Below are 24,353 nucleotides of genomic sequence, written 5' to 3'. Positions count from 1 at the left end.
TGGCCTTTTTAAAAATCAAAGGTTGTGCGAATTACGCCCACATACTGTGTATCATTTCTGCTGTCGTTTTCCGGGTTGAGAATCACCCAAAAACCAGGAGTCACTGAGATGTTATCATTTAGTCGGTAGCGGTAGAATGCTTCGATATGGTAAGCGTTGTCTCGGTCTTGACGGACATCACTGTTAGAGACACGCGGCGGTATACCAAAGAGAATTCCCGGCAAGTTACCCCTACCCCCCACATCGGGAAACGACATCCCAATCGCCCCAAACCAGACATTGGCATTGTCACCACTGTTCACAAATAGAGAATCTGTTCCACCCCTGCCATTGGAAATATCACTCAAACCAGAGTTCTTAGCATTTGCCCAGATATATCCACCCCAAGCGTGGATTTGGAAATTCGGGGAGAAGCGATAGAATCCCTGTGCGCCGACAATATCGTTGGAAGTAGCAATGTTGTTGCCAAAGGGAGCGTTTGACAGGGCACTACCCGTCCCAGCAGCGATATCGACTACTCCAGCAGGGCTATAGCCATGAGAGTAGGCCACACCAATAGCTCCTTGCTTACCATAATAGGCTAAGTGCGCTAGGGCGTTGTAGCCGCCATCAAACAAGCCGTTACTAGCCGATGGGACATTGGGACTGCTTGCTAAATAGCCCAAGGTGAGAATCAAGTCTTTGCTAATGTTCCAGTTAGCAGCTGCACCGCCGCCACCTCGCCGGAATAAGGGACTATATGACCCAAAAAGTGAGAGAACCCCATTGCCATCATCAGCGATTGTGGGGGGAGTGACGGTGGTGGAAATGTCGGTATAACCAATGCCTGTGGGACCAACAACGAAGTTAAGAGAATCACTGACTGGGAAGTAGTAACGGATGTGGGGAACAAAAAGTGTATCGTTGCTGTCATAATCGAAGTTCAGGCGGGTCATCCCTGTGCCTGTGGCTGCGGCAATTTGGCTTGTACCATTAGAATTCGTAAAGTTACCAAATTCTAGCCGGACTCGCAACAAATCTTTGCCTGTGAAACTGCTCTCAAAGTTGAGACGACCCCGGTTTGCAAAGTAGATATGTGATTCATCGCGTTCGCCACCTACCCTATTACCAAAAGTATCACTAATGGCGGTAATAATTTGAGCATTCAGCCTGGTAGTAGTAGAAAATTGCTGCCCCTCCAGCGTTGCTGTATGTGCCTCCAGCGTATCCACCCGCCCACGCAGAGTTGTTAATTCTGCGGTAAACTCTGTTTGCAATTTTTGCAGAACTGCCAAATCTTCTTTCTTGACTAAATCATTGGTACCCGCAGCAATTAATTCATTCACCCGGTCTAAGCAGGCATTTAAACCAGCTGCAAACTCATAACGACTCAAAGCACGGTTACCGCGATAGGTTGCGTCAGGATAACCTGCAATACAGCCATAACGTTCCACTAGCGATTGCAGTGCCTGAAATGCCCAATCGCTAGGTTTGATATCAGAAAACTGGGAAACAGAATTGACTTGTCCCTGCAAATTCCTATTAGCATCTGCTGGATTAGAATCATTTTCTGGAGATGCTGCCCAAACTGCTGGAACTGCAAAAAATAGGAGAAAAAAGCTATGAAAAATAATTTTTAGCATTGATTTATTACTTGCAAATGGTTGAATTCTGATTTTGTAACTCAAGAGATTACACTCGAATGAAAGCTTCTAGGTTATAAGCTACAAGAACCCCACCCCCAACCCCCTCCCCGCTTGCGAGGAGGGGGCTATGATATAGCTCATGTGATTAGGAAACGCTATAAGCATCATTAAAGTTACATATTTTGAGTTTAAGTTTTAGGTTACTTAAAGCAACGCTATGACTTTTTGCTCATTGCTGCTTTTAATCGCTGCTTCTATAATCCGCATTACATTAATTCCGTCATCGACAGTAACAGCAATTGGCTGATTATTAACAATGGATTTGTACACCGCATCGTAATAACCTAAATAACTGCCCTGTGAGCTTTTGATTTTTTCTCGAATTACTTTTGTGTCTTTTTCTGTATGAAGTAAGCCATATTCACTTTCTGGCTCTGTATACCAATCAAGTGCATTAGGCTTCATACCCGCTACTAAATACTCTTCTTGTTTATCGGCTCTGCTTTTAAGAAAAGAACCCTTAGTGCCATGTATGATATAGGCACGCGCAGGCTCACGCACAAGAAAACTTGCTTTTAATTTGACGCGCAGTTTGTCGTAGTATAGTATCAACTCAAAATAATCATCTACCTGCGATCGCTGCCTAGTTATGCGGATGTCTGCAAAAATAGCATCAGGCATCCCAAATAAATGCAAAGCTTGGTCTATTAAATGCGGTCCTAAGTTGTTTAATGTTCCTGCCCCCGGATTTTGAACTTCTACGTGTTGTTTATGGCTGAGGGTTGGTTTATATTTTTGAATTTGAAATTCTGCTTCAACAATATCACCTAGCAAGCCTTCCTGGACAATTTTTTTGACTGTTTTAAAATCACTATCCCACCTGCGGTTGTGATATACAGATAATTTTTTCTCCTGTTTTTGGGCCAATTCTTTCAGCTTTTTGGCTTCTGCCACTGTTGTGGTAAATGCCTTTTCTACCACTACATGTTTATCTGCAAGCAAAGCCTGTTTAGTATAATCGTAATGGGTATAAGTGGGTGTATTTACAACCACCAACATTACTTTATCGTCTGCCAGCAATGCTTCCAAAGAAGGATAGCTTTTTACTTCAGGATAATGTTGCTGTATCAGCTTTTTACTTCTTTCCCAAGAACCGGCTAATTTAAATCCGGGATGCAAATCAATAAACGGCGCATGAAATATCATGCCGGACACACCATAAGAACAAAGAGCCGTATTGATAGTTTCCATCTTTTTAGTGATTTACTGAAGCGAGAGTTTGTATTTAGTTGCCCACATAAAGTTTGCATAATCAGGGCGCTCATGTTGGCCAAACCACAAAATTTATAGCAATCCCAATACGGTTCGGTTAAGGTTATTTGATGAAAATCCCAAAGACGCGATAAATCGCCAGCTCCCAAAGACGCGATAAATCGCCGTCTCTACGAATGACTGATTATTGTAAAGACGACGATTTATTGCGTCTCTTGCCTTAACCGAATAGTATTGATAGCAAGCGGCATTAAGTCGATGTCAATTACATATCTTCTAACTCAATTCCTTTGGTTTCTTTAATAAAAAAGAGAATGAAAAAGAATGAGGTAGCCGCCGCAATTGTATAGAGTCCATAGGCAGAACCTAGACCGAAATATTGCAGTATGGGAGGAAATGTTGTGGAAATGACGAAATTCGCAACCCATTGCATGGCAGCAGCAACAGAAAGTGCAGCAGCTCGAATTTTGTTATTAAACATTTCTCCCAACAGCACCCAAACTACTGGCCCCCAGGAGAAACCGAAGCAAAACACATAGAGGTTGGCTGCAATCAGAGCCATAGTACCTGCGCTTCCGGTGAGAGCGGGATTCCCAGAAGCATCCAGGGGAGCAGTACCAAAAATAGAAGCCATCGTCCCCAAGGTCAAGGTCATGCCAATCGACCCTAGTATGAGCAAGGGTTTGCGACCAAATTTATCCACGAAGGCGATCGCAATCAGTGTTGTAATAATATTTACGGCTCCTGTAATCACCGTGATTGTTAGGGAATCTTTTTCGGAAAACCCGACCGCCCGCCACAAAACGCTGCTGTAGTAGAAGATTACATTAATACCAACAAATTGCTGTAATACAGATAAGCCTATTCCTATCCAAACAATGGGGAGCAGTCCACCACTTCTGCCCAACAGGTCAGAAAACTTAGGCTGGCGTTCACGAAGTACTGTCTGGCGAATTTCTTCAATTTTTGGCAGCACATCACCCCCCAAAATCTTGGTCAGAACGTTAGCAGCTTCTGGCTCCCGTCCTTTGGCAACTAAATAACGGGGGGATTCAGGAATTGTTAAAGCCACCATCCCGTAGAATACTGCTGGCGGGACTGCTGTCCAAAACATCCAGCGCCAAGCTGCAACCCCAAACAAAAACGGCAAGTCTGCTGAACCTGCTGACACAGCAATAAAGTAGTCGCTCAATAAAGCAACGAAAATTCCTACTACGATCGCTAATTGTTGCAGAGATCCTAACCTTCCCCGCAAATGGGTGGGAGAACATTCCGCAATGTAAGCTGGGGCGATGACGCTAGCAACGCCGATTCCAACCCCACCCAATAATCGCCAAAAGATAAAATCCCAGATAGTGAAGGCAAACCCAGAGCCAATGGCACTGATAGTAAACAACGCCGAAGCGACCACCATTGCCTTGACTCGACCATAACGGTCTGCAATCTGTCCGGCAAAGAAGGCTCCTACCGCAGAACCTAGCAATGCTAGGGATACTGCTAGCCCTGTCAGCCAACTACTGGTGTTAAAAGCTTTTGATAGAGATAAAACCGCGCCGTTGATTACAGCAGTATCAAAACCGAACAGAAAGCCGCCAAGGGCAGCAGCACCAGCAATCAAAACAACATATAACGTGTTGGATTTACGACGAGCAGTAGTGGAAGACATAGTTTATATATTGGGCATTGGGCATTGGGCAAAACAGTTCCGAGTTCCGAGTAAAGAAGTGAGATTCCCCACTCAGCACTCAGCACTCAAAAGTCAGCACTGATGAGGGGCATGGGGTATGGGGCATTGCCGTTGGCGCAGCCTCTTGTAGATAAGTATTGGGGATTAGTTAGTTATTCTTTGCGTCTCCCCAGTCCCCATCCCCTTAATTCTTTAACGTCTAGAACGTCTGCGGAGTCGGTCAATCATCACTGCCAAAATAATTACTAGTCCTTTGACGACTAGTTGCCAGAAGTAAGATAGGTTCAACAGAGTTAAACCGTTGTTGAGAATAGCAATGATTAATGCACCGAGAAGGGTGCCGCCAATGGTACCAATACCGCCTGTGAAGCTGGTTCCACCAAGAATAACAGCTGCGATCGCATCTAATTCATAACCCTGACCTAATACGCCACTAGCACTATAGAGACGGCTAGCACTCATTATTCCTGCTAAACCTGCTAGTAATCCACTAATACCATAGACGAATAGCAAGACATGATTAACTTTAATTCCAGTTAATCTGGCTGCCCGCTCGTTACCACCGACAGCATATATCTGCACTCCTAAAACAGTTTGCCGCAACACAAACCAGCTAGCGATTACGGTCAGTAGCGCAATGATTACTAGGCACGGCAGAGGACCGACATAACTGTTACCTACCCAAGCAAAATTGATGTCCCGGTTAATCAGCGTTGTCCCCTTGGCAACCAAAAAGGCTACACCCCGTAAGGCTGTAAGTGAACCTAACGTGACAATAAAAGGTGGCACATCTAAAAAGGTGATGAGAGCGCCGTTGAGTAAGCCCAAAAACAATCCTGCAAGCAAGGCAGCAGGCACAGCCGCCCAACTTAAAGCCGGTAGTAGCGATACCAGCAGGGCAACTACAGCAGAAACAGCTAAGATTGACCCAACTGAAAGGTCAATACCTCCGGTGAGAATTACAAAGGTCATTCCGGTCGCCAGCACAATATTGATTGATGCTTGACGCAAGATATTAACGATGTTACCGCCGGTGAGGAAGTTGGGAGAAAGGAATGCAAATAAGATGCAGATAATTACTAAGATTGGCAGAATACCCGCAACTTCCAGCAAAGTGCTAATTGATTTCCGGTTGCGGGATACGGGATTGTTGGCTAATTTATTGGCAGGCGGTCTGACTGTTTGACTCATGATGCTAATACCTCCGATGCTCCAGTTGCATAGTGCATAATCTTTTCTTGGGTGATTTCTTTACCAAGACTGCCATCCAGTTCACCTACCAGCTGTCCTTCTCGCATCACTAAGACGCGATCGCTCATGCCGACAATCTCCGATAGTTCGCTGGAAACCATTAAAATAGCAACACCTTGCGCTGCCAATTCGCTCATAATTCGGTAAATTTCGCTTTTGGCACCGATATCTACGCCGCGTGTTGGCTCATCTAACATCAGTACTCTTGGCTTAATGGCTAACCAACGCGCTAACAGTAGCTTTTGCTGATTACCACCAGAAAGATCGAGCGCTCTAATTTCCAAATTGGCTAGGCGGATATTAAAGTTTTCCACTGCCTCTGTTGACAGCCGATTCACTGAACCCCAGTTAACAATTCCAGCCTTTGCATCCTGCTTGAGTGTGTTGATGGCAATATTTTTGCGGGAGCTCATCTCCAGAAATAAACCTTGGTCTTTGCGGTCTTCTGGGACGTAGCCAATTCCCGCAGCAATGGCATCACTGGGCGTATTAATTTCCAGTTTTTTGCCATTCAAAAATACTTCACCACTGGCCTTGCGGTCTGCACCAAAAATCAGCCGGGATAGTTCTGTGCGTCCTGCACCAACCAGCCCCGCTAAACCGACAATTTCTCCAGCATGAACTTCAAAACTAGTCGGCTCAATCTTCTTGCGGGCGTCGCTCATATTTCTGACTTCCAGCACCACTGGGCCAGGATTCATTTGCCGTTGATGTTCATAAAAGTCTTGCATGGAGCGACCGACCATCATCTGCACCAATCGCTGTGGAGAAATTTCACTGCGGGTGAGACTACCAATATATTGACCATCACGCAGCACACTAATCCGGTCAGCTAAGGCATAGATTTCTTCCATCCGATGGCTGATGTAAATAATCGCAATGCCATCATTCCGCAGTTTGCGAATTACCTCAAATAAATGCTCAGTCTCGCGGTCAGATAGGGCTGCTGTTGGCTCATCCATCACCAAAACGCGACTTTTATCCTTCAGCGCTCGCGCAATTTCCACTTGCTGCTGTTCTGCGATCGCTAAAGTACCAACCACAGTCTGCGCTGTAAAATTGGCTCCAAGGCTTTCCAACACTTCCTCGGCTTCCAGTTGCATCCCTTTGCGGTCTAAAAACTGACCTCGCTGCAACTCGCTACCCATAAACATATTTTCGGTAACGGTTAAATTAGGTGCAACATTCAGTTCTTGATAAATGAGATTAATACCCGACTTGCGTGCTGTGGCCGGATCGGTAATTTTCAGGGGTTGACCATTGATGCGAATTTCTCCTTCATCGGCAATGTAAGCCCCAGCCAGAATTTTCATCAATGTGCTTTTGCCTGCTCCGTTTTCACCCATGAGGGCGTGAACTTCTCCCGGATAAATCGTCAGATTAACATTTTGGAGCGCAGATACACCATGAAATCGTTTCGTAATCCCTTGCATTTCTAACACCGGGGTGCTAGTTGGTGCATCAGGAACTGAGGTTTCAATAGTTGTTGTCATGGACATCTCCTGTAAAAAAATTTAAAATTCGCGATTGTGAATTAGGAATTAATAAACTCATACCTAATCACAAAATCATGTTTTAAAAGCTGACCACTAGTTTGAAAAGAAAAAGTTGGAAAAATATATTTTCATACTTCGTTTTTAACGTTAGTTGATGTGGACTGTCTGGAAAATTTCTGAGTACTAGAAATTGTGACTCATACTTTCCGCTAATGCACATACATAGCGGTTTTCGATTGGGTGTAATAAAGTTTTAACCTCTCTCCAAATCGATCTTTTATCAGGGAAAAGCAAGGAATTGGATATGAGATGTCTATTAATTTAAGTGAAAACCGCCGGACATTATAGGTATGTGCAAAAACTTTACAAACGCATCAAAGGATTCAGATTAGGCATAATTTTGAATTGCACATTCACAATTTTTATTACTTACCAGCCTTTTTCTGTACTAACATTATCTTTTGTGATCAACTTAACTGGAATCAAAATGGTAGAACTACTTGGTTTTTTACCATTTAAGATATCATTGCCAACTTGAACTGCTTTTTGGGCCATCCCTCGCGGATTTTGAGTAGCAGTCGCTGCATATAAACCATCTTTAGCAGCGATCGCAGTTATAGCTTCTGGCGCACCATCAACCCCGACAATAAAGAAATCTTTACGTTGTGCTTGGTTAGCTGCTAGTTCTGCGCCGACTCCACTCGGATCATTGATGGCAAAAACAGCATCAATTTTCGGAAAGGTTGTCAGTAAATCAGTCATAACTCTGAGTCCTCCATCTCGACTACCCTCTGCATTCTGGTTTTTAGAGAGTATTTTAATATCAGGATATTTGGACAATACATTCTCGCAGCCACTAACTCGCTGAATCACCGAGTCCACTGGCGGCCCGTTAACTATTACAATATTGCCTTTACCTTTGAGGCGGTCAGCAATATATTTGCAACTAACTTCTCCAGCTTGGACATTATTAGTAGTAATGGTGGCGTCCACCCCTCCTTCAGCACCTGTATCTACCGCAATGACAATTCTACCGGCTAGTTTCGCTTTTTCAATCGCTGGCTTAATGCCACTTTTATCAGCAGCATTGACGATAATGATGTCAGTATTGGCAGCAGTGAAATTTTCAATTTGATTAGCTTGTTGATTGAGGTCATAGGCACTAGAAACTACGCTAACGTTGACATCCTTACCGCCAATTTTCTTCGCTTCTGCCTCAGTTGCTTGTCCCATGAGGACGAAGAAGGGATTACTTAAATCACCAACAGTGAAGGCAACTGATCGTAATTTTGTATTCCCAGTGGCAGTCTTATTCTCTGCACTTATATTGGTAGCCGGTTTTGTATCAGTATTAGTAGCAGTGTTGCGATCGGGAGGAGTATTTGTACAGCCAACAAGACTACCACTGATGATACCTAATATGCTAGCTGCAATTACACGAACCGTAACACCAGGGGTAAACGCAATCCTTTTCATATTCATATATCTCCTAGAAGTCATTCTTCCTTACAGCAAATTTGGAAACGATCTATTTAAAAAACAGGGTAAAGTATTGTAACCCTCGTGTATCAAGCCTTTTTCTATGTGTCCTAATTACGAATTACGAATTAGTATTACCAGCCTTTGTAGCTACTGAGGTTCTGTCTAGTAACCAACTTGACTGGAATCAGAATATTAGGTGACTCAGGTTTTTTGCCCTGAATGATATCATTGCCAATCTGAACCGCTTTTTGAGCCATCTCTGCGGGATTTTGAGCAGCAGTTGCAGCAAATACACCATCTTTATCTTCCATTGCTTTGGTTGCATCTGGTGATCCGTCAACCCCAACAATAAAAAATTCTTTACGTCTGGTTTGTCTAGCAGCTAAATCTGCACCAACACCGCTTTGATCGTTCGTGGCAAAAACGGCATCAATTTTGGGAAAGGTTGTGAGCAAATCGCTCATCACTCTCAGTCCTCCATCCCTAGTCCCTTCTGCGTTTTGGTCTTTAGAGATCAGTTTGATATTCGGATATTTAGACAATGACTCAAGGCAGCCACTCACTCGCTGATTGATTGAGTCCATCGGAGTACCGTTAAGGATGACTACACTACCTTGACCTTTGATGCGATCGGCAATATATTGGCAACCAATCTCTCCCGCTTGGGTATTGTTGGAGCTAATCATCGCATCCACATCTGCATCAACAGCAGAATCTACTGCAATGACAATTTTACCTGCAAGCCTTGCTTGGTCAATAACTGGTTTAACTCCTTTTTTATCAACAGCGCTGAGGATAATTAGATCAGTATTTGCAGCCGTAAAATTTTCGATTTGGTTGGTTTGTTGATTCAGGTCAAAGGCACTCGAAACCGCATTAACTCTGATATTATCTCCGATTTTCTTGGCTTCTATCTCAGCCCCCTTCTGCACTGCATTATAGAAGGGATTGCCCAAATCACCAAGAGCAACGCCGATTGTTTGCAATTTTCTATTTGGAGCATTTACCTGACTCTCTAAACTAGTGTTGGTAGCAGCGTTAGTAACAGTATTAGTAGCAATCTTGTCAGTTCGAGAGCCATTCGTACAACCAACAACAGCGAAACCTAATATGCCAACGATAAGCGAAATTCTCTTCATATTCATCTATTTCTAACAACGGAATTTAAATTTTAAAAAGGTCAGTAGAATAAAAATTTGCCAAGTTATCACAATATGAGCTATGTCTGAAAACTTCAGACATAACCTAGCATTACTGCTGGTTTTGACAATTTAAATTATTCTCAAAGGTCTTATATTGTTACCTGATTTGAGTTAGTGCTATGAATTGCCCTAAATTTAGATGTTTTGTTTGTTAAAGCAAAACTATGAACACTACGCTACATCAAAAAATCACATTTTATTTGTGAAACTACATTTGGAATTGCCAGCGCTAAGAATAGCGTTTAAGTAAAATTATTAGAACCTGATGTTATCAAGGTTGCGAATTTATATTTAGTTTTACATTAATTTTAGTTTAACCTGGATTATTCCAAATATGAGCGCCGTTTATCGAACTTTACAAAGTCAAGAAAACTGTTCCATCTTTATGTAGCTTAAACTTTTTGTACTGGAGCATTTGTGAAAGTTAAGTAGTTTTCAGCTTCGGTAGAGTTTAAAAAACTTAACATATTTCACTTAACTTTAATTTAGAAAATTCAATCCTGTAGGAGGGGAATGGTTCCTTTCAAATCTATCTTTTAGAGGTAGAAAAATATAGCAAATTACCATTTTTATAAATCCTATTATCTAATTTTCAGAGTTGATTCAAATATGCTTGTGAAGTGCGCTTATTTGCTATATTAAGTTGCCAAAGCTAGTCTTGTTATATCTTAACCAGACTAATTCTTTGGATAGAGAGAGAAAGAACACTAAAAAAGTTATTCTCATCTCATTACCGCCGTTGTCAAGATGTGAAAGAACGGACGCGATGAATAGTTCGCGCCTGTTCAGTCGTTTTGGGAATTAAAGGAAAATCGAGTCACTGGCTATAAACCTCAGCACATCTGCACAAATATTTTATACTTTTATAAGTGGCAATCTGCTATTATTTCCTAGAAAACATTCCACTCGGTTTAGGGTTGCTGAAGAATTGTTATTCATTATTAGGGAAAAATAATCGCAATCTCCATAAGCCCAATCAGTTATAATGTTTATAGGGTATTTTTTAAATTCTTTGCCCTTGCTACTAGCGGAGATTTATAATTTTAAAGTTGTGGGTAAATATTTAGCCACTAAATCTTCATAGTAAGGCTTTAGTTTTTGCCAATCAGGAGGATTAGGATTCTTTGAATACAAATCGTAGGGATTGAATAACTTCACCCATTTAAACATTTCTTTATCGTGTTTATCCATCAAATACTCGTAAGCATTTTCGCGATGTTGAGGATAAAATGAGTGATAGCGGAGGATATACAATGCAGATTCAGGCAAATAGTTTTTCATCATGTAATATACATACTCATCATGCCCCCATGACATCTGGATATTACTCAAGCCACAATTCGGCTCATACACACCATATACAGAATTATATATAGGGTTATTGGAATCAGGATTTTCTTTGAAAAATTCCGAGAAAACAATTTTATCAGAAAATGCACAACCCACAGGATAAGTATCGCCTACTGTGGCCCATTGGGGTTCACCAAATAAGCAAAGTACCTTCCCCATATCGTGAAACAAGCCAGTAAGTACCATCCAGTCTGGGTGTGCATCGGCGCGAATGGCTTCTGATGTTTGCAATAGATGTTGTAACTGATCTAAGTCTGTATCAGGATCGGAATCATCAACTAATTGATTCAAAAATTCCAATGCATCCCAGACAGACATTTCTTTCTTATCCAACTTGAGAAAGTGTTCTTTTTTCTCTAATACAAAATCATACGTTTGATTGATATGATTTAACCGATAGAACTCTTTCACCGTGTCTCTAGTCGGCGCTTTGTAATTTCTGTACTCTTCGGTGGTTTTACCTTCTTTAACTATGCTGTCTGGATCGGGATAGCGATTAAGTAAGTCTTCTTCCCATTCTTCTAGCGAATGTAAGGGATTGTTTTGAGCTTGAGCAATGGCATTATTTAGAATTTGAGACATATTTTTTTAATTGTCAATATTGATTTATTAAATGTAATTTTGCACTTCCTTCCATGCACAGGTGTGCATAGCCTGTATTGAACTTATTTTTGCACACCTGTGCATAAGCGTGTGTTAAGTTTCATTTCGTCTTTGAGGTTTTCGTAGAGACGTGATTAATCTTAATCTTACGGTTGTCACCAATAAGCTAAATTCCCAAAGCCGTTCTAATGTTTTGGACAATTATCTGGGGTGGCTGTGCAACATCAATAGATATGGTATCCAATGGCTCTTCAAGAGTATTAAACTGACTGTTGAGGAGTTTTTCGCTCATGTAATGATTGCTACGCTCTTTCAACCGCATTTGAATCAACTCATAAGATCCTTTGAGGTAAACTAGCTTGATGCGTTCGCTATCGAACACCAGAAATTGCCGATAGTTATCTTTTAGAGCCGAACACGCCAGCACCACATTTTGATTTTCTTGTAGCCAGTGTTTAATAGCTGTTTGCAAATCTTGCAACCAAGGCATCCTGTCAGCTTCACTCAGAGGAATACCGCGCCGCATTTTCTCAACATTCTCTGGCGAGTGGAAAGTATCAGCGTCGCTAAACTCCCAGTCTAAGGAATCTGCTAGCAGTTTTCCTATCGTAGTTTTGCCAGAACCAGATACACCCATGACGATAATAATCATATTTTTCTTAAGAAAAGTTAAGTTATTGAAACGAAGATAGAATTCAGGACTCCTAATACCGATTACCTGTAAGGTTAAATCAAAGGGCAAAATCCCCAATACTATCTGATTTTGTGCAGTTTCACAAAGAATTGGTATAACGTTATATCTTGCACCTGCCCCATATCCCGCCAGAGAATAAATTCTCAGGCTAATAGCGCAAGTCCACTAAGCGTAGACTACAAACTATATTCAGTCTTCTAAAGAACGACTTTAGCTATCAGCCTCAGAATGAATTCTGAGGCGGTTGTAGGGACTGGTGCAAGTTCTGAGATAACTCCTTTCCATGCAAAATGTGAGTTGTATTAAAATCTCTTGACAAATAACGATTATTTCCTATAATTTATATTAATGCACAGGTGTGCATTAATATAAAAGAATTAAAATGAAAAATGAATAAACGAAGAATTTCAATTGAAGATATTGCTCAAAGAGCAGGTGTTTCTCATTCCACAGTTTCACGCGCTTTGCGAGATAACGCTCTCATCAGCCCGAAAGTGCGAGAAGAAATTAAGCAACTGGCGCAGGAGATGAACTATGTACCGAATGCTATTGCTCAAAGCTTGCAAAATAAACGCACCAATACCATTGGTGTAGTAGTAACTTCCATTGCAGATCCCTTTTTCGCTGAGGTAGTAGAGGGAATCGAGAAAATAGCCAGACCCGCAGGCTTGAGTGTTTTGTTAAGTGCTTCCCACCGAGATTTTGAGCAGGAAATAGCAGCTATTGATACTTTTCATCGCCGTAGAGTAGACGGGATCTTAGTAGCCGACTCACGAATTAGTAAACAGCATACCAAACAACTAACGCAAATTGCTGTGCCCACAGTTCTGATTAATAGCCAGACCGAAGATCAATCCGAAATATTTCATTCAGTGGCAATAGACGATCGCTTAGGTGCTAAATTAGCCGTAGAGCATCTAATAAGTCTGGGACACACCGCTATTGGTTATCTGGGTGTAGGCGATCGCAGCAGGTCGAATCAGCAGCGCCTAGAAGGATATCGAATGGCTCTGGCTGAAGCTGGTCTACCAGAGAATACTGATTGGGTCGCAATTAGTGACGAATATGATACCAGAACCAGCGATGTTGCTACCGGACAAAATATGCTTGCTAAACTATTGACTGCTGAAGTGACAGGCATATTTTGTTACAACGATATGGTGACGGTTGGCGCTCTGTTAGCCTGCCAAGAACTAGGTATTTTAGTACCGCGAAGTTTAAGTCTCGTTGGATTTGATGGTATTGCTTTAGGCTGTTATGTAACGCCAGCACTGACCACAGTCAGCCAGCCAATGTTAGAAATTGGTGGCTATGCCATGCAAATGTTACTAGATTTATTAGAAGAAAAAACTGTAGAAAACCGCGTTTTATCTCCTTTTTTAGTACAGCGTGGTAGTAGTGCAGCATTAAGTAAGTAATCTTAAACCGTGTCTATCTTAAAAATTGTAGTTTTTTTGTAATGAGAGTAAAGCTCAGAACTCAAGCCACAACCGAAAATATACTCTCATAAAAACTCCAGGTTTCAAAATGGACGGGGTTTATCTGCGTCTGGGCGTGAGGCAAATTCATATTTTCACTCAGCACCACTAAAAATTTTAACCAAACAAAAATTATGTTAACCAAAAAACCGAGCTTATCTCCCGATCGCTGTTTTTCTCCAGAACCAGTTCAAAGACGACTAGCCCATCAATTTTTTGACAGCATATCTGCGCTACCCTTGGTCTGCCCACATGGTCACGTAGATCCAGCCTTATTAGCTAATCCAGCAGCCCGTTTTGGTTCACCGACCGAATTATTTATTATCCCTGACCATTACCTTTTGCGGATGCTCTATAGTCGGGGTGTACCTCTGCAAGCTTTGGGCATACCTACCAGTGATAGATCACCGCCAGAAACTGATCACCGCAAAATCTGGCAATTGTTCGCCGAACATTTTTATCTATTCCAGGGTACTCCGTCCGGGTTGTGGCTGAAAGAGGAACTAACTAACGTCTTTGGCGTAGATGAACCTTTAAACTCTCACAATGCTGGACATATCTATGATTACCTGGAAGGTTTGTTAGCTTTGCCTGAGTTCTCCCCTCGTGCTTTATTCAAACGCTTTAACATCGAAGTGCTTTGTACTACCGATGCAGCCAGTGATAGCCTAGAGAATCAGCGATCACTCCACGAAGAAGGTTTTACTCAAATCAGACCAACTTTTCGACCAGATGCAGTAGTTAACTTGGATGCTCCTGGTTGGCGCGAAAATCTTAGCAAATTGGAAAACGCTGTTGGTAAAGAAATTAATACTTACGCTGCTTTTGTGCAAGCTTTAGAAGAACGTCGAGCTTTCTTTAAAAAAATGGGCGCGACAGCTACCGATCAAGGTGCAGCTACACCTTATACCACACGCCTTTCTGACCAAGAAGCAGAAGCTATCTTTGCTAGAGCATTAACCGATAAGCTGAATCCAGGTGATGTAGAACATTTTACCGGTCATATGTTCATAGAAATGGCTCGGATGAGTGTGGAAGATGGCTTGGTGATGCAAATGCATTGTGGTGTGATGCGTAACCATAACGCTGCTTTATTTGAGAGATTTGGATCTGATAAAGGTGCTGATATTCCGCTAAAAATAGAATGGACTCAAAATCTGCGCCCATTGTTATCAGCTTACGGTAATGATCAGCGCTTTAGCTTAATTCTTTTTGGCATGGATGAAAGCACTTACAGCCGAGAATTGGCTCCGCTAGCCGGTCATTATCCCACCATACTGCTCGGGCCGCCTTGGTGGTTTCACGACAGCATAAATGGCATGGAGCGCTACTTCAATCAGGTAATGGAAACTGCCGGACTTTATAATACTGCCGGGTTTAATGATGATACACGGGCTTTCGTATCTATTCCGGCTCGTCACAATGTCTGGCGGCGAGTAGCTTGTAACTGGTTAGCCGGATTGGTAACACGGGGATTGGTAGAAGAAGAAGAAGGCTACAACATGGTCCGCGCTTTAGCTTACGACCTCGCTAAAGTTGCTTACAAATTGAACTAATACCAATTCTCCCAAATCAAGCTATTAAGATTATCCCTTTCAACGTCACTCATAAAATCTCTTTTTCCTGCCTCCATCTAGAAATTCTCCGCGTACCTTTGCGCTTCCCTCTGCGACGGCAGTCGCTCATGGGGAGCCACTGCGGTGGACGGGTTCCCCGGCATAAAGCAAGTGGCGTGGAAACCCCCATCGCTTTTAGCGTCTCCCCTTGGGAGAAGACTGCGCTGCCTTCCCTTTGCGTTTAAATTTCACCCCTCAATTCACCCCAGATTAAATATTGACTTTTTTAATTACAAATTGGAATAAGCAGGAGAATCATTAATGTCAGACTGGATTTTTAATAAACTTTTTAGCCTAAAAGAGCAGGTAGCAGTAGTCACAGGCGGTTCTGGTGTGCTTGGTGCGGCTATGGCAAAGGGTTTGTCCCTTGCTGGAGCGCGAGTCGCCGTTTTGGGTCGCAATGAAGCACGGGCGGGTGCGGTAGTGGCTGAGATTACTGCTAACGGTGGAGAAAGCATAGTTGTGCTGGCAGATGTTAGCGATCGCTCCCAATTAGAAATAGCGAGGGATAATATTATACAGCATTGGGGCCAAATAGACATCCTAGTAAACATGGCTGGTGGTAATATTCCGGCTGCCACAATTACTGCTGATGCTACTATTTTTGATCTGCCACATGCAGCTTTTGAAGAAGTAGTTAGCCTAAACTTAGTCGGTACTCTACTCCCCAGCCAAGTTTTTGGTCAAGCAATGGTCGAAAAAAAACAGCCTCACGGTTGTATTGTGAATATTTCTTCCATGTCTGCCATTCGGGTGATTAGCCGCGTAGTTGGCTACTCAGCCGCGAAAGCCGGGATAGATAACTTTACTCGCTGGCTAGCGGTAGAACTCGCCCAAAAGTATGGAGATGGAATGCGAGTAAATGCGATCGCGCCAGGTTTTTTTATTGGAGAGCAAAATCGAGATTTACTCCTAAATCCAGATGGAAGCTTGACTATACGCGGGCAAAAAATCATTGAGCATACCCCCGCCGGACGTTTCGGAAAACCGGATGAATTACTCAGCACCTTAATTTGGTTATGCAGTTCTGGTTCTAGTTTTGTCAACGGGGTAGTGGTGCCGGTAGACGGTGGATTTAGTATCTACAGTGGAGTTTAAAAATGTATTCACTAGCTGTAACTAACGGGACACTTTCAGACAAGCAAGTTTCCGAACTAGTTCATCAAGCTTTAGCAGACCCTAAATTAGATGGACGGCGCATCTTAATATTAATTCCAGATGGCACCCGCACTGCTCCCATACCTCAAATGTTTCGATTGCTCCATAATGAGTTGAGTAAGAGGGTTGCGGCTCTGGATTTTTTGATCGCTCTGGGTACACATAATCCCATGAGCCAAGAACAAATCAATCACTTGGTAGGAGTAACATCAGAGGAGCGAGAAACAACCTTTAAAAAAGTTCGCATCTTTAACCACCTTTGGAATCAGCCAGATACCTTTATTTCTTGTGGAGTGATTTCGGCAGATGAGATAGCAGAGATCAGCCGGGCAATGCTGCATCAGGCTGTTGAAGTCCGTGTTAATAAGCTGGTAACAGAGTACGATCTAATAATTATTTGCGGCCCGGTCTTTCCCCACGAAGTTGTCGGTTTTTCTGGTGGAAATAAATACTTTTTTCCCGGCATTGGTGGTCAGGAAGTAATTGATTTATCACACTGGTTAGGTGCTTTAATCACCTGTTACGAAATTATTGGTACACCGGGAATAACACCAGTTCGGCGCTTGATTAACCGAGCCGCTAGCCTGATTTCTACCCCGAAGCTTTGCCTAGCGATGGTAGTCGCACCAAAAACGAATCAGCTAGCTGGACTATATATAGATAAACCAGAGTCAGCTTGGGAGGGTGCTGCAAAATTATCGGCCAAACTGCATATTAAACATGTAGATCAGCCATTTAAACAAGTGCTTTCAGTAATGCCTCAAATGTATGACGACATTTGGACAGCAGCTAAAGGAATGTACAAGCTAGAGCCAGTAGTGGCCGACGGAGGTGAAGTAATTATATATGCTCCTCACATTACCGAGTTTAGCTATACACACGGCGAAATCCTAGCCCAAATTGGCTATCATGTCCGGGATTACTTCCTCAAACAGTGGGATAAATTCCAAGCCTATCCCGGTGGAGTGCTGGCTCATAGTACTCACTTAAAAGGTATGGGTACTTTTGATCCGATGTTCGGGGAACAAGCGCGGATTCGCGTCACTTTAGCTACTGGTATTTCTGCTGAACGCTGTGCTGCTCATAATTTGAACTATCGCGATCCGGTTACCATTCGACCCACTGAATGGGCTAATCGTGAGGATGAAAGTATCTTGCTTGTGCCAAAGGCGGGCGAGATACTATACCGTATCAAAGCCAGTTACCAACTAAAACATAAGGTGCCCAGTAACCAGGACGACTGTAATTAGGATAATCTTTTAACAACTTTACTTGGGCACGACGCAAGGCTTCAGCCTTTGTCATCTTAGTTTTAACTAACTCACGATAAAATTCACCAATTAAGATCGCAGTAGATTTATCATTGATATGCCACAGTGAAGCTAAGGTACTACGGGCACCAGCTTTCACGGATGCTCCTGCTAGCCCTAGCGTGGCGCGATTGTCACCATTAGCAGTTTGGCAAGCACTCAAAACCAGCATTTCCAAGGCTTCTGAGCGAGTTTCATCCCGACGGCGCAGCAAGCTATCAAATTGCGTCACGTTGATTGGCCCATCAGCAGCAAGTATAAAAGTATTCTCAGTATTGGAGCTAAATTGACCGTGGGTTGCCAGATGTAACACATTAAATGGCACAGTATTGACCTTACTCTCTAGGTTTTTGCTGTTGAAGTCCTGATTTAGTAACTCGGTGGTAGAGGCGATCGCTTGAGAAATGGACTTGAATTCTGATTTAATTTCTGGTAACGGTGGAAATTCCTGTTGAAAGTTTTGTGGTGGTTGCACTAACCCGGCAGCTAGGACGTTGAGTTTTGTTTCTGTCAAAGGTTTGGGTGCGAGTAACTGGAGTCCTAAGCTGAGTGCTACAGCATATTTTTCTACCAAATATTGCTGACCGTCATACAGTATAGCCATTGGCACGTTTCGCAATGTTCCATCCAGTACAAATACAAGGGTTTTGACTCCACTTTCTTTTAAATCTGACTCAATTCCTTTGATTAACCACCCATAGACTTCTTGTGACAGCGCCTGCACTTCCTCAGTCCTATCAGGTTCTAAAAGATACTCTCTGAGTTCTATTAAAGTCGCTTCTACCTCCTTCTGTGATTTTTTGATTGTATAATTACGCAGTGGCTGGTTAGGAATTTTGACAATAACTTGGAGTTCAGAAGGCAGAATAATTGGATAAATGATTGCGGCTGTGGGATTATCTTTATCTACCACTGTGTCAAGCAAAACAGTTTTGGCATTAATGCAAGCTTCCCGGAAAAAGTTGTCTAATTCCGCCAGTTGCAATGCTTCAATCCTCTGTCTAGCTTTGTCTAGGTTTGCTTCGCTCGGATGAGTTTGCTGAGACTGCAACAGTAATTCTACTGACTCTCGATATACAGGTTCTACACTTTCTTTAAAGGAAAACTGGACATCTCGATTCACAACAACTAAGTCACTACGGAGAGTCTGCAACTCACTGACCGCAGTATCATAGGCAGCAATAGCGCGCTTAATCTCTCCTTGCTGTTTTAACAAGCGTCCCAACTGCCAATACCAACGATAAGCGATATCTGGGGCGTTGATTGTTTGGGCTATGATCAGTGCCCGTTCAGTGAGATTCTGAGCAATTGACCATTGTTTAGTTTGCTCGTATACACTGCCCAAAGTCCCAAGGGCAAAGCTCTCGGCTCGCTGATCTGCCAAATATTCAGCTTGTTGCAAAGCGATCGCGCAGATTTGAGCGATCGCTTCGGGTGTAGTTCCAAATTTCATCAAGCTTTGAGCTAGATTAATTCGGGCATAGATAGTTGTCACAGAAGGAGGTAGTTTTGCTAGTTGAGTTTGGATTTGCGGCAATAGTGTCTGCACGGCTGGTGTTTGTCCCGTGTTCACTAGCAAACTCAACTGATTTATTTCAGCTTGAACTTTGGTAATCGGGTTAGGAGCGATCGCCGCAGCTTGCTGATAGAATTCTATTGCCCCTTTAAAATCTTGCTCTACTTGTGCTGTGTTGCCTAAACTGAACAAAGCAGCGCTCACATCCTGGGGAGAATCCAATTTTTGGGCAATTTCCAAACTTTGCTGTAATACCTGACGAGATTGTTTCAAATCTCCGGCTAATTGCAGAGCATCACCGAAAGACCGTAATTGTACTGCTTTGGTGACTGAGTTAGGTCGTGATTGTAACTGTTGCTGCAATTGAGTCAAGATTGTCAAACCCCGACGATAAAACCCCAAAACTTGCCATGCTTGTGCTTGGTTGATGCGATCGCGAGTAATGCCATTTTGATCACCTAATTGCTTATAGCTGACTTCCGCACGTTGCCAGGTGTTAAGTGCCTGTTCAGCTTGTCCCAAGTCTAGTTGAATACTACCTTGAATATCCAGAATTGGAGCCAGAACCTGAAGATTTTGGGAATTAGAGGATTTTTCGAGCAACTTCAAGCTATCTGTAATTGCCTGTTGCGCTGGTGCCAAATTACCCAGTTTTTGATATGCCAATGCCAAATTACTTAATGCGACAGCTTGCCGCAATTCATTGCCTTGGCTGCCATAACTTTTAACTGCTTGTTGCAAAACTTTAACCGCTTCTGCAAACTGTCCTGCCTCATACAGCACTTTACCCTGTTGCAGCAAGTCTTGTGTTGGTGCAGTCGGATTTTGGATTGATATTCCTAAAGAAGCGATATGTTGTGGAGAGCATCTCAGTTTTGCAAACATACCAGATGAGAAACAAGATTCCTGCTCCTTACCAAGGAGAGGGTTGGGGTGAGGTTTGACAAGGCTTTTTACGAAAGTGAAATGCTCCCTATGTTGTGTCTTTATAGTTGCAGCAACCGGAAAAGCAATAATGCACAAAAAAGCTGTCACCAGAACCAAGAGAATGAAAACAGGCAACTCATGGATTTTAAAAAGACGAATCAACCATCTGTTAGATCCGTTACACATTCGTTGCCACTGATTGTTTTTACAACTCTTGGGTTTCATGGGAATTCCTCCCCATACTCTTGGGGTAACGAATTATTGACTACAGGAAATGGCAGAGGGAATAGAAGAACTTTGCCCAGATTGAGCTACAAGGATAATATCACCGTTAGCATCAACAATCCATCCTTGAGCCTCCACAATTTGATTAGTTAATGTGGTAACAGTTGCAGTAGATAATTTCTCCGTGACTCTGGGTGTTGCTTGTGAGGGCAAATCTACCCAACCTGTAATCACTGCTCGTCCTCGCAACGGTTCATTAGGACTTTGGGGTAATCCACCGCGTCCGGTAGCGATAAAGCGACTGGCGTTTTGTCCTCTTCTGGGTGTGCAACCTTCGGCGATTTGTTGGGATGCATCTATGAAGTTAGAGGGTAGTTGAATTAAGCCGCGAGAAGGGTCTACATCAGGGGTTTTAATGGTTACTCTACCACTTACTCCCAATTGGGAACTCGCTGTAATGTCGCTCTTTTCGGTTGGGCTTTTTTGCGGGACAATACCGAAAAGTCCGTCTGATGTAATGTCAACTCTACCACCAGATCCAGTGAAGGCGTTAGCCCTGATATAGCTATTTTCTTTGGGAACTGCAACGATAAATCTTGAGTTGATATTGATGTTACCGCCATTGCCACCTAATTTTTTTGTATCTGCGTTGGTGGAAATTTGACTGTTGCGACGGAGTAAGAGTAAGTCACTATTGAGGTTGATATCGCCACCGTTACCGGATGCAGATTCGGCGTTGAGTTTACCTTGGTTGTCTAAGATAATGTTAGGTGAGTTAATTTCGATGTCGCCTGTGATTCCTGAACCAGTAGAACTAACAAATAAGCCACTGTTGACGCCGATATTTACTACGTTATCAGGAAAGTTAGTCATGCGATCGCTGTAACTAGGGTCAATACCGCTAATTATTAGCTGATCGTCAGCATTGACAGTAATTTTACCTGCACGTCCATTGCTTGAGGTAGTGGTGGTGAGTTGTCCGCCGTTGAGTGTTTCAAAGACGTTTGCATTTACTGTAATATCGCCACCCTTTTGATTATTTCTGGTGTTTGCATCCAGTAAAGCGCCGTCAGATAGGCGAAAGATATTGGTGTTTACGGTGATATCGCCACCAATGCCAGTGGAAGTGGAATCAGTAAATGTGAATAAAGCACTAGAAAATCCCCTCTCTTGACTAGTTCCAGAAACAGTTATTGCATCTTTTGCATTGATGCGAATATTCCCTGCATTTCCCTGTCCATAAGTTGAGGCAACAAGTTGAGCGCCATCACTTAGAGAGAAGTCACCAGAATCGATAAAAATGTTACCCCCATTCCCAACAGTCCCCGTTCCCACCAAGTTCTGAATCCCACTGGTAAAACCGTTTTTCTCGCCAGCAATATCAACAGAACCTGTTACCAAAACATTGACATTGCCTGCATCCCCCCGTCCTCCTGGTTGGGTAGCAGATGCTCCACGAGTAATGGTTAGCAGTTGGGCGCTATCAGTGAGTGACAGGTTTGCTGCATTAATGTCGATATTGCCACCCTTACCCACACCTCCTGCTTCTACGGTGCTGAAGATAGCAGTTGGTTGACCTGCAAGGGAAACAGCATCTTTTGCACCCACTGTCACATTCCCCGCATTCCCCTGTCCATAAGTTGAGGCAGCAAGTTGAGCGCCGTCTCGTAATAACAAGTCACCAGAATCGATAAAAATGTTACCCCCATTCCCAACAGTCCCCGTCTCCACAAAGCTGAAAATCCCACTGAAAAAACCATTTTTCTCCCCAGCAATATCAACAGCGCCTGTTACCAAAACATTGACATTCCCCGCATCCCCTCTTCCTGCTGGTTGGGTAGCAGATGCACCACGAGTAATGGTTAGCAGTTGAGCGCCATCAGTGAGTGACAGTGTTGCTGCATTGATGTCGATATTGCCACCTTTACCCACACCTCCGGCTTCCACTGTGCTAAGGATGTTACCATTTGCAAGGTCAAAAGCATTTTTTGCACCCACTGTCACATTCCCTGCTTTTCCCACTCCTGAAGTTGAGGCAGCAAGTTGAGCGCCGTCTTGTAATGAGAAGTCACCAGAATCGATAATTATGTTACCCCCATTGCCTTTTGATCCCAAGCGCACTAAATTGCGAATTTCGCTCCCAGAACCTGCAATTTTGATTTCCCCCGTAGCTTTGAGGGTAATATCCCCGGCAACACTTTCAGGTGTACCCAAACCTTGCCCGATACCAGCAGAAAGGAGGCTTCCTCCTAATATCTCTAAATTACGGGCATTAACTGCAATATTACCGCTACCAGCACCAGTCACAAATACACCCGCTTGATTATTAAGTGATACATCTGTACGAGTCACATTTTGAGGAAATTTCAAGCTGATATTATCGCCATTAAAAAGAAGATTGACATTTCCAGGTGCTGCTAACCCCCCTAATTCAACTCTCCCACCAAAAGCATTTAACCTTCCACCATCCATGCTGATGTTGCCACCTACTAGCAGCAAACTTTGACCATCAGCTACACGTAGACCAAAGGCATCAAAGCCGGACTGATTTAATCCTGCTGGTGCGACTGAATTGTTTTGAATCGTTGCAGCAGCAATTTGATTAAAAAACAATGCCGAAGGATTAACTGTTAGTAATGCAGAAGGACTCTGAGGATTAGTTGCACTAAATTGCAACCCATTACCAAACGTATAAGAATTCGCCGTACTCGCTACAAACGAATCCGCCACATCCAGTCGTGCATTCTTCCCAAATAAAATACCATTGGGATTGAGAAAAAACAAATTTGCACTACCATTCACCCCTAAAGTGCCGAGAATATTCGAGATATTACTTCCCGTCACCCGTGTAAGAATATTGGAGATTCCCGTGGGATTGGCAAAATAAACACGCTGCAACTCTCCCACATTGAATTCCTGGAAACTATGGAACAGGTTTGCACCGCGAATTGCTCCGCCATCAATCCGGTCAGCCGGAAGTCCTTTAATATTGACATTGGGAGTGACTTTTGAAGAGCGATCGCCCAATGTTCCATCAGGGGTAATCTGGGCTAAGGCGTGATTTTCAGAACCAAATATCACATGAGCAAGCACTTCAATAATGCTAAATACTCCTAATAAACCTGAGTGCCAATTCCGACCTCCAGAGATTGCCATATCATAACCAGCCTCGCTTGCTCATTTCATACCTGTGAATATGCAAGTCCCTTACGCCACGGCTTCCAGCCACATCTTCAAGGGTTTTCAGCTAGCCGTCCTTATAAACTTTTTACTAATTTCAGCAGATATTTTAACTAGATGATAGTAAAGTTTCTAAAACTTAACTTTAGGTAATGCTTCCCAAAAGAATAAGTTATAGCAACCGCTAAGGTACTTAGGACGTAAAATGTAAGACGTGCTCAATGGCATCTCGTAAACAATCAAACTGCGCTAGTTTTTTGCGGATTCGACTTTTTAACCAA

Annotated in this window: 15 protein-coding genes; 4 read left to right on the top strand and 11 right to left on the bottom strand. The window is 43.0% G+C overall.

Annotated features, from left to right (window positions below; genetic code table 11):
• Positions 1–8: 8 nt before the first annotated feature.
• The 9 genes from V7K36_RS06545 to V7K36_RS06505 form a co-directional block, all read right to left on the bottom strand.
• Positions 9–1,622 (bottom strand): iron uptake porin, encoded by a 1,614-nt coding sequence (locus V7K36_RS06545; protein ID WP_335114199.1) that lies wholly within the window; start codon positions 1,620–1,622, stop codon positions 9–11.
• A 207-nt stretch (positions 1,623–1,829) separates the two neighbouring features.
• On the bottom strand, positions 1,830–2,876 hold the full coding sequence (locus tag V7K36_RS06540; protein ID WP_335114197.1) for a Gfo/Idh/MocA family oxidoreductase: 1,047 nt from the start codon (positions 2,874–2,876) through the stop codon (positions 1,830–1,832).
• A 286-nt stretch (positions 2,877–3,162) separates the two neighbouring features.
• Positions 3,163–4,563: a sugar porter family MFS transporter gene (locus tag V7K36_RS06535; protein ID WP_334823405.1), complete on the bottom strand. Its 1,401-nt coding sequence runs from the start codon at positions 4,561–4,563 to the stop codon at positions 3,163–3,165.
• A 213-nt stretch (positions 4,564–4,776) separates the two neighbouring features.
• Positions 4,777–5,775, bottom strand: a complete 999-nt coding sequence (locus V7K36_RS06530) for an ABC transporter permease subunit (RefSeq protein ID WP_335001260.1) — start codon at positions 5,773–5,775, stop codon at positions 4,777–4,779.
• Positions 5,772–7,328, bottom strand: coding sequence for a sugar ABC transporter ATP-binding protein (locus V7K36_RS06525; protein WP_335114196.1), 1,557 nt, complete (start codon positions 7,326–7,328; stop codon positions 5,772–5,774). Before V7K36_RS06525 ends, V7K36_RS06530 begins: the two co-directional genes overlap by 4 nt.
• A 432-nt stretch (positions 7,329–7,760) precedes the next feature.
• A complete protein-coding gene (locus V7K36_RS06520) occupies positions 7,761–8,813 on the bottom strand; it encodes an ABC transporter substrate-binding protein (RefSeq protein WP_335114194.1) in 1,053 nt (350 codons plus the stop codon).
• Between the two features lie 131 nt (positions 8,814–8,944).
• The gene (locus V7K36_RS06515) at positions 8,945–9,952 is read right to left on the bottom strand and encodes an ABC transporter substrate-binding protein (protein ID WP_335114192.1); all 1,008 of its coding nucleotides are present in this window, start codon (positions 9,950–9,952) and stop codon (positions 8,945–8,947) included.
• 1,098 nt (positions 9,953–11,050) lie between these two features.
• Entirely contained in the window at positions 11,051–11,947 is an 897-nt protein-coding gene (locus V7K36_RS06510; RefSeq protein WP_335114190.1) for an inositol oxygenase family protein, read from the bottom strand.
• A 187-nt stretch (positions 11,948–12,134) separates the two neighbouring features.
• A complete protein-coding gene (locus V7K36_RS06505) occupies positions 12,135–12,620 on the bottom strand; it encodes a gluconokinase (protein ID WP_335114188.1) in 486 nt (161 codons plus the stop codon).
• A gap of 431 nt (positions 12,621–13,051) precedes the next feature.
• Between V7K36_RS06505 and V7K36_RS06500 the strand changes: the two genes are divergently transcribed.
• The 4 genes from V7K36_RS06500 to V7K36_RS06485 all read left to right on the top strand — a co-directional run bounded on the left by V7K36_RS06500 (position 13,052) and on the right by V7K36_RS06485 (position 18,164).
• Positions 13,052–14,080 (top strand): LacI family DNA-binding transcriptional regulator, encoded by a 1,029-nt coding sequence (locus tag V7K36_RS06500; protein WP_335114186.1) that lies wholly within the window; start codon positions 13,052–13,054, stop codon positions 14,078–14,080.
• A 194-nt stretch (positions 14,081–14,274) separates the two neighbouring features.
• On the top strand, positions 14,275–15,696 hold the full coding sequence (gene uxaC / locus V7K36_RS06495; RefSeq protein ID WP_335114184.1) for a glucuronate isomerase: 1,422 nt from the start codon (positions 14,275–14,277) through the stop codon (positions 15,694–15,696).
• A 321-nt stretch (positions 15,697–16,017) separates the two neighbouring features.
• Complete coding sequence (locus V7K36_RS06490) at positions 16,018–16,854, top strand: SDR family oxidoreductase (protein WP_335114182.1); 837 nt, start codon at positions 16,018–16,020, stop codon at positions 16,852–16,854.
• 2 nt (positions 16,855–16,856) lie between these two features.
• On the top strand, positions 16,857–18,164 hold the full coding sequence (locus tag V7K36_RS06485; RefSeq protein ID WP_335114180.1) for a lactate racemase domain-containing protein: 1,308 nt from the start codon (positions 16,857–16,859) through the stop codon (positions 18,162–18,164).
• Here V7K36_RS06485 and V7K36_RS06480 read toward each other — a convergent pair.
• The gene (locus V7K36_RS06480; RefSeq protein WP_335114178.1) at positions 18,106–20,625 is read right to left on the bottom strand and encodes a CHAT domain-containing protein; all 2,520 of its coding nucleotides are present in this window, start codon (positions 20,623–20,625) and stop codon (positions 18,106–18,108) included. The genes V7K36_RS06485 and V7K36_RS06480 overlap by 59 nt on opposite strands.
• A 300-nt stretch (positions 20,626–20,925) precedes the next feature.
• Positions 20,926–24,048 (bottom strand): S-layer family protein, encoded by a 3,123-nt coding sequence (locus V7K36_RS06475; protein ID WP_335114176.1) that lies wholly within the window; start codon positions 24,046–24,048, stop codon positions 20,926–20,928.
• Positions 24,049–24,353 lie beyond the last annotated feature (305 nt).

Source organism: Nostoc sp. (assembly GCF_036919555.1).
Classification (GTDB): Bacteria; Cyanobacteriota; Cyanobacteriia; order Cyanobacteriales; family Nostocaceae; genus Nostoc.
This window is presented reverse-complemented; position numbering and strand designations above follow the sequence as displayed.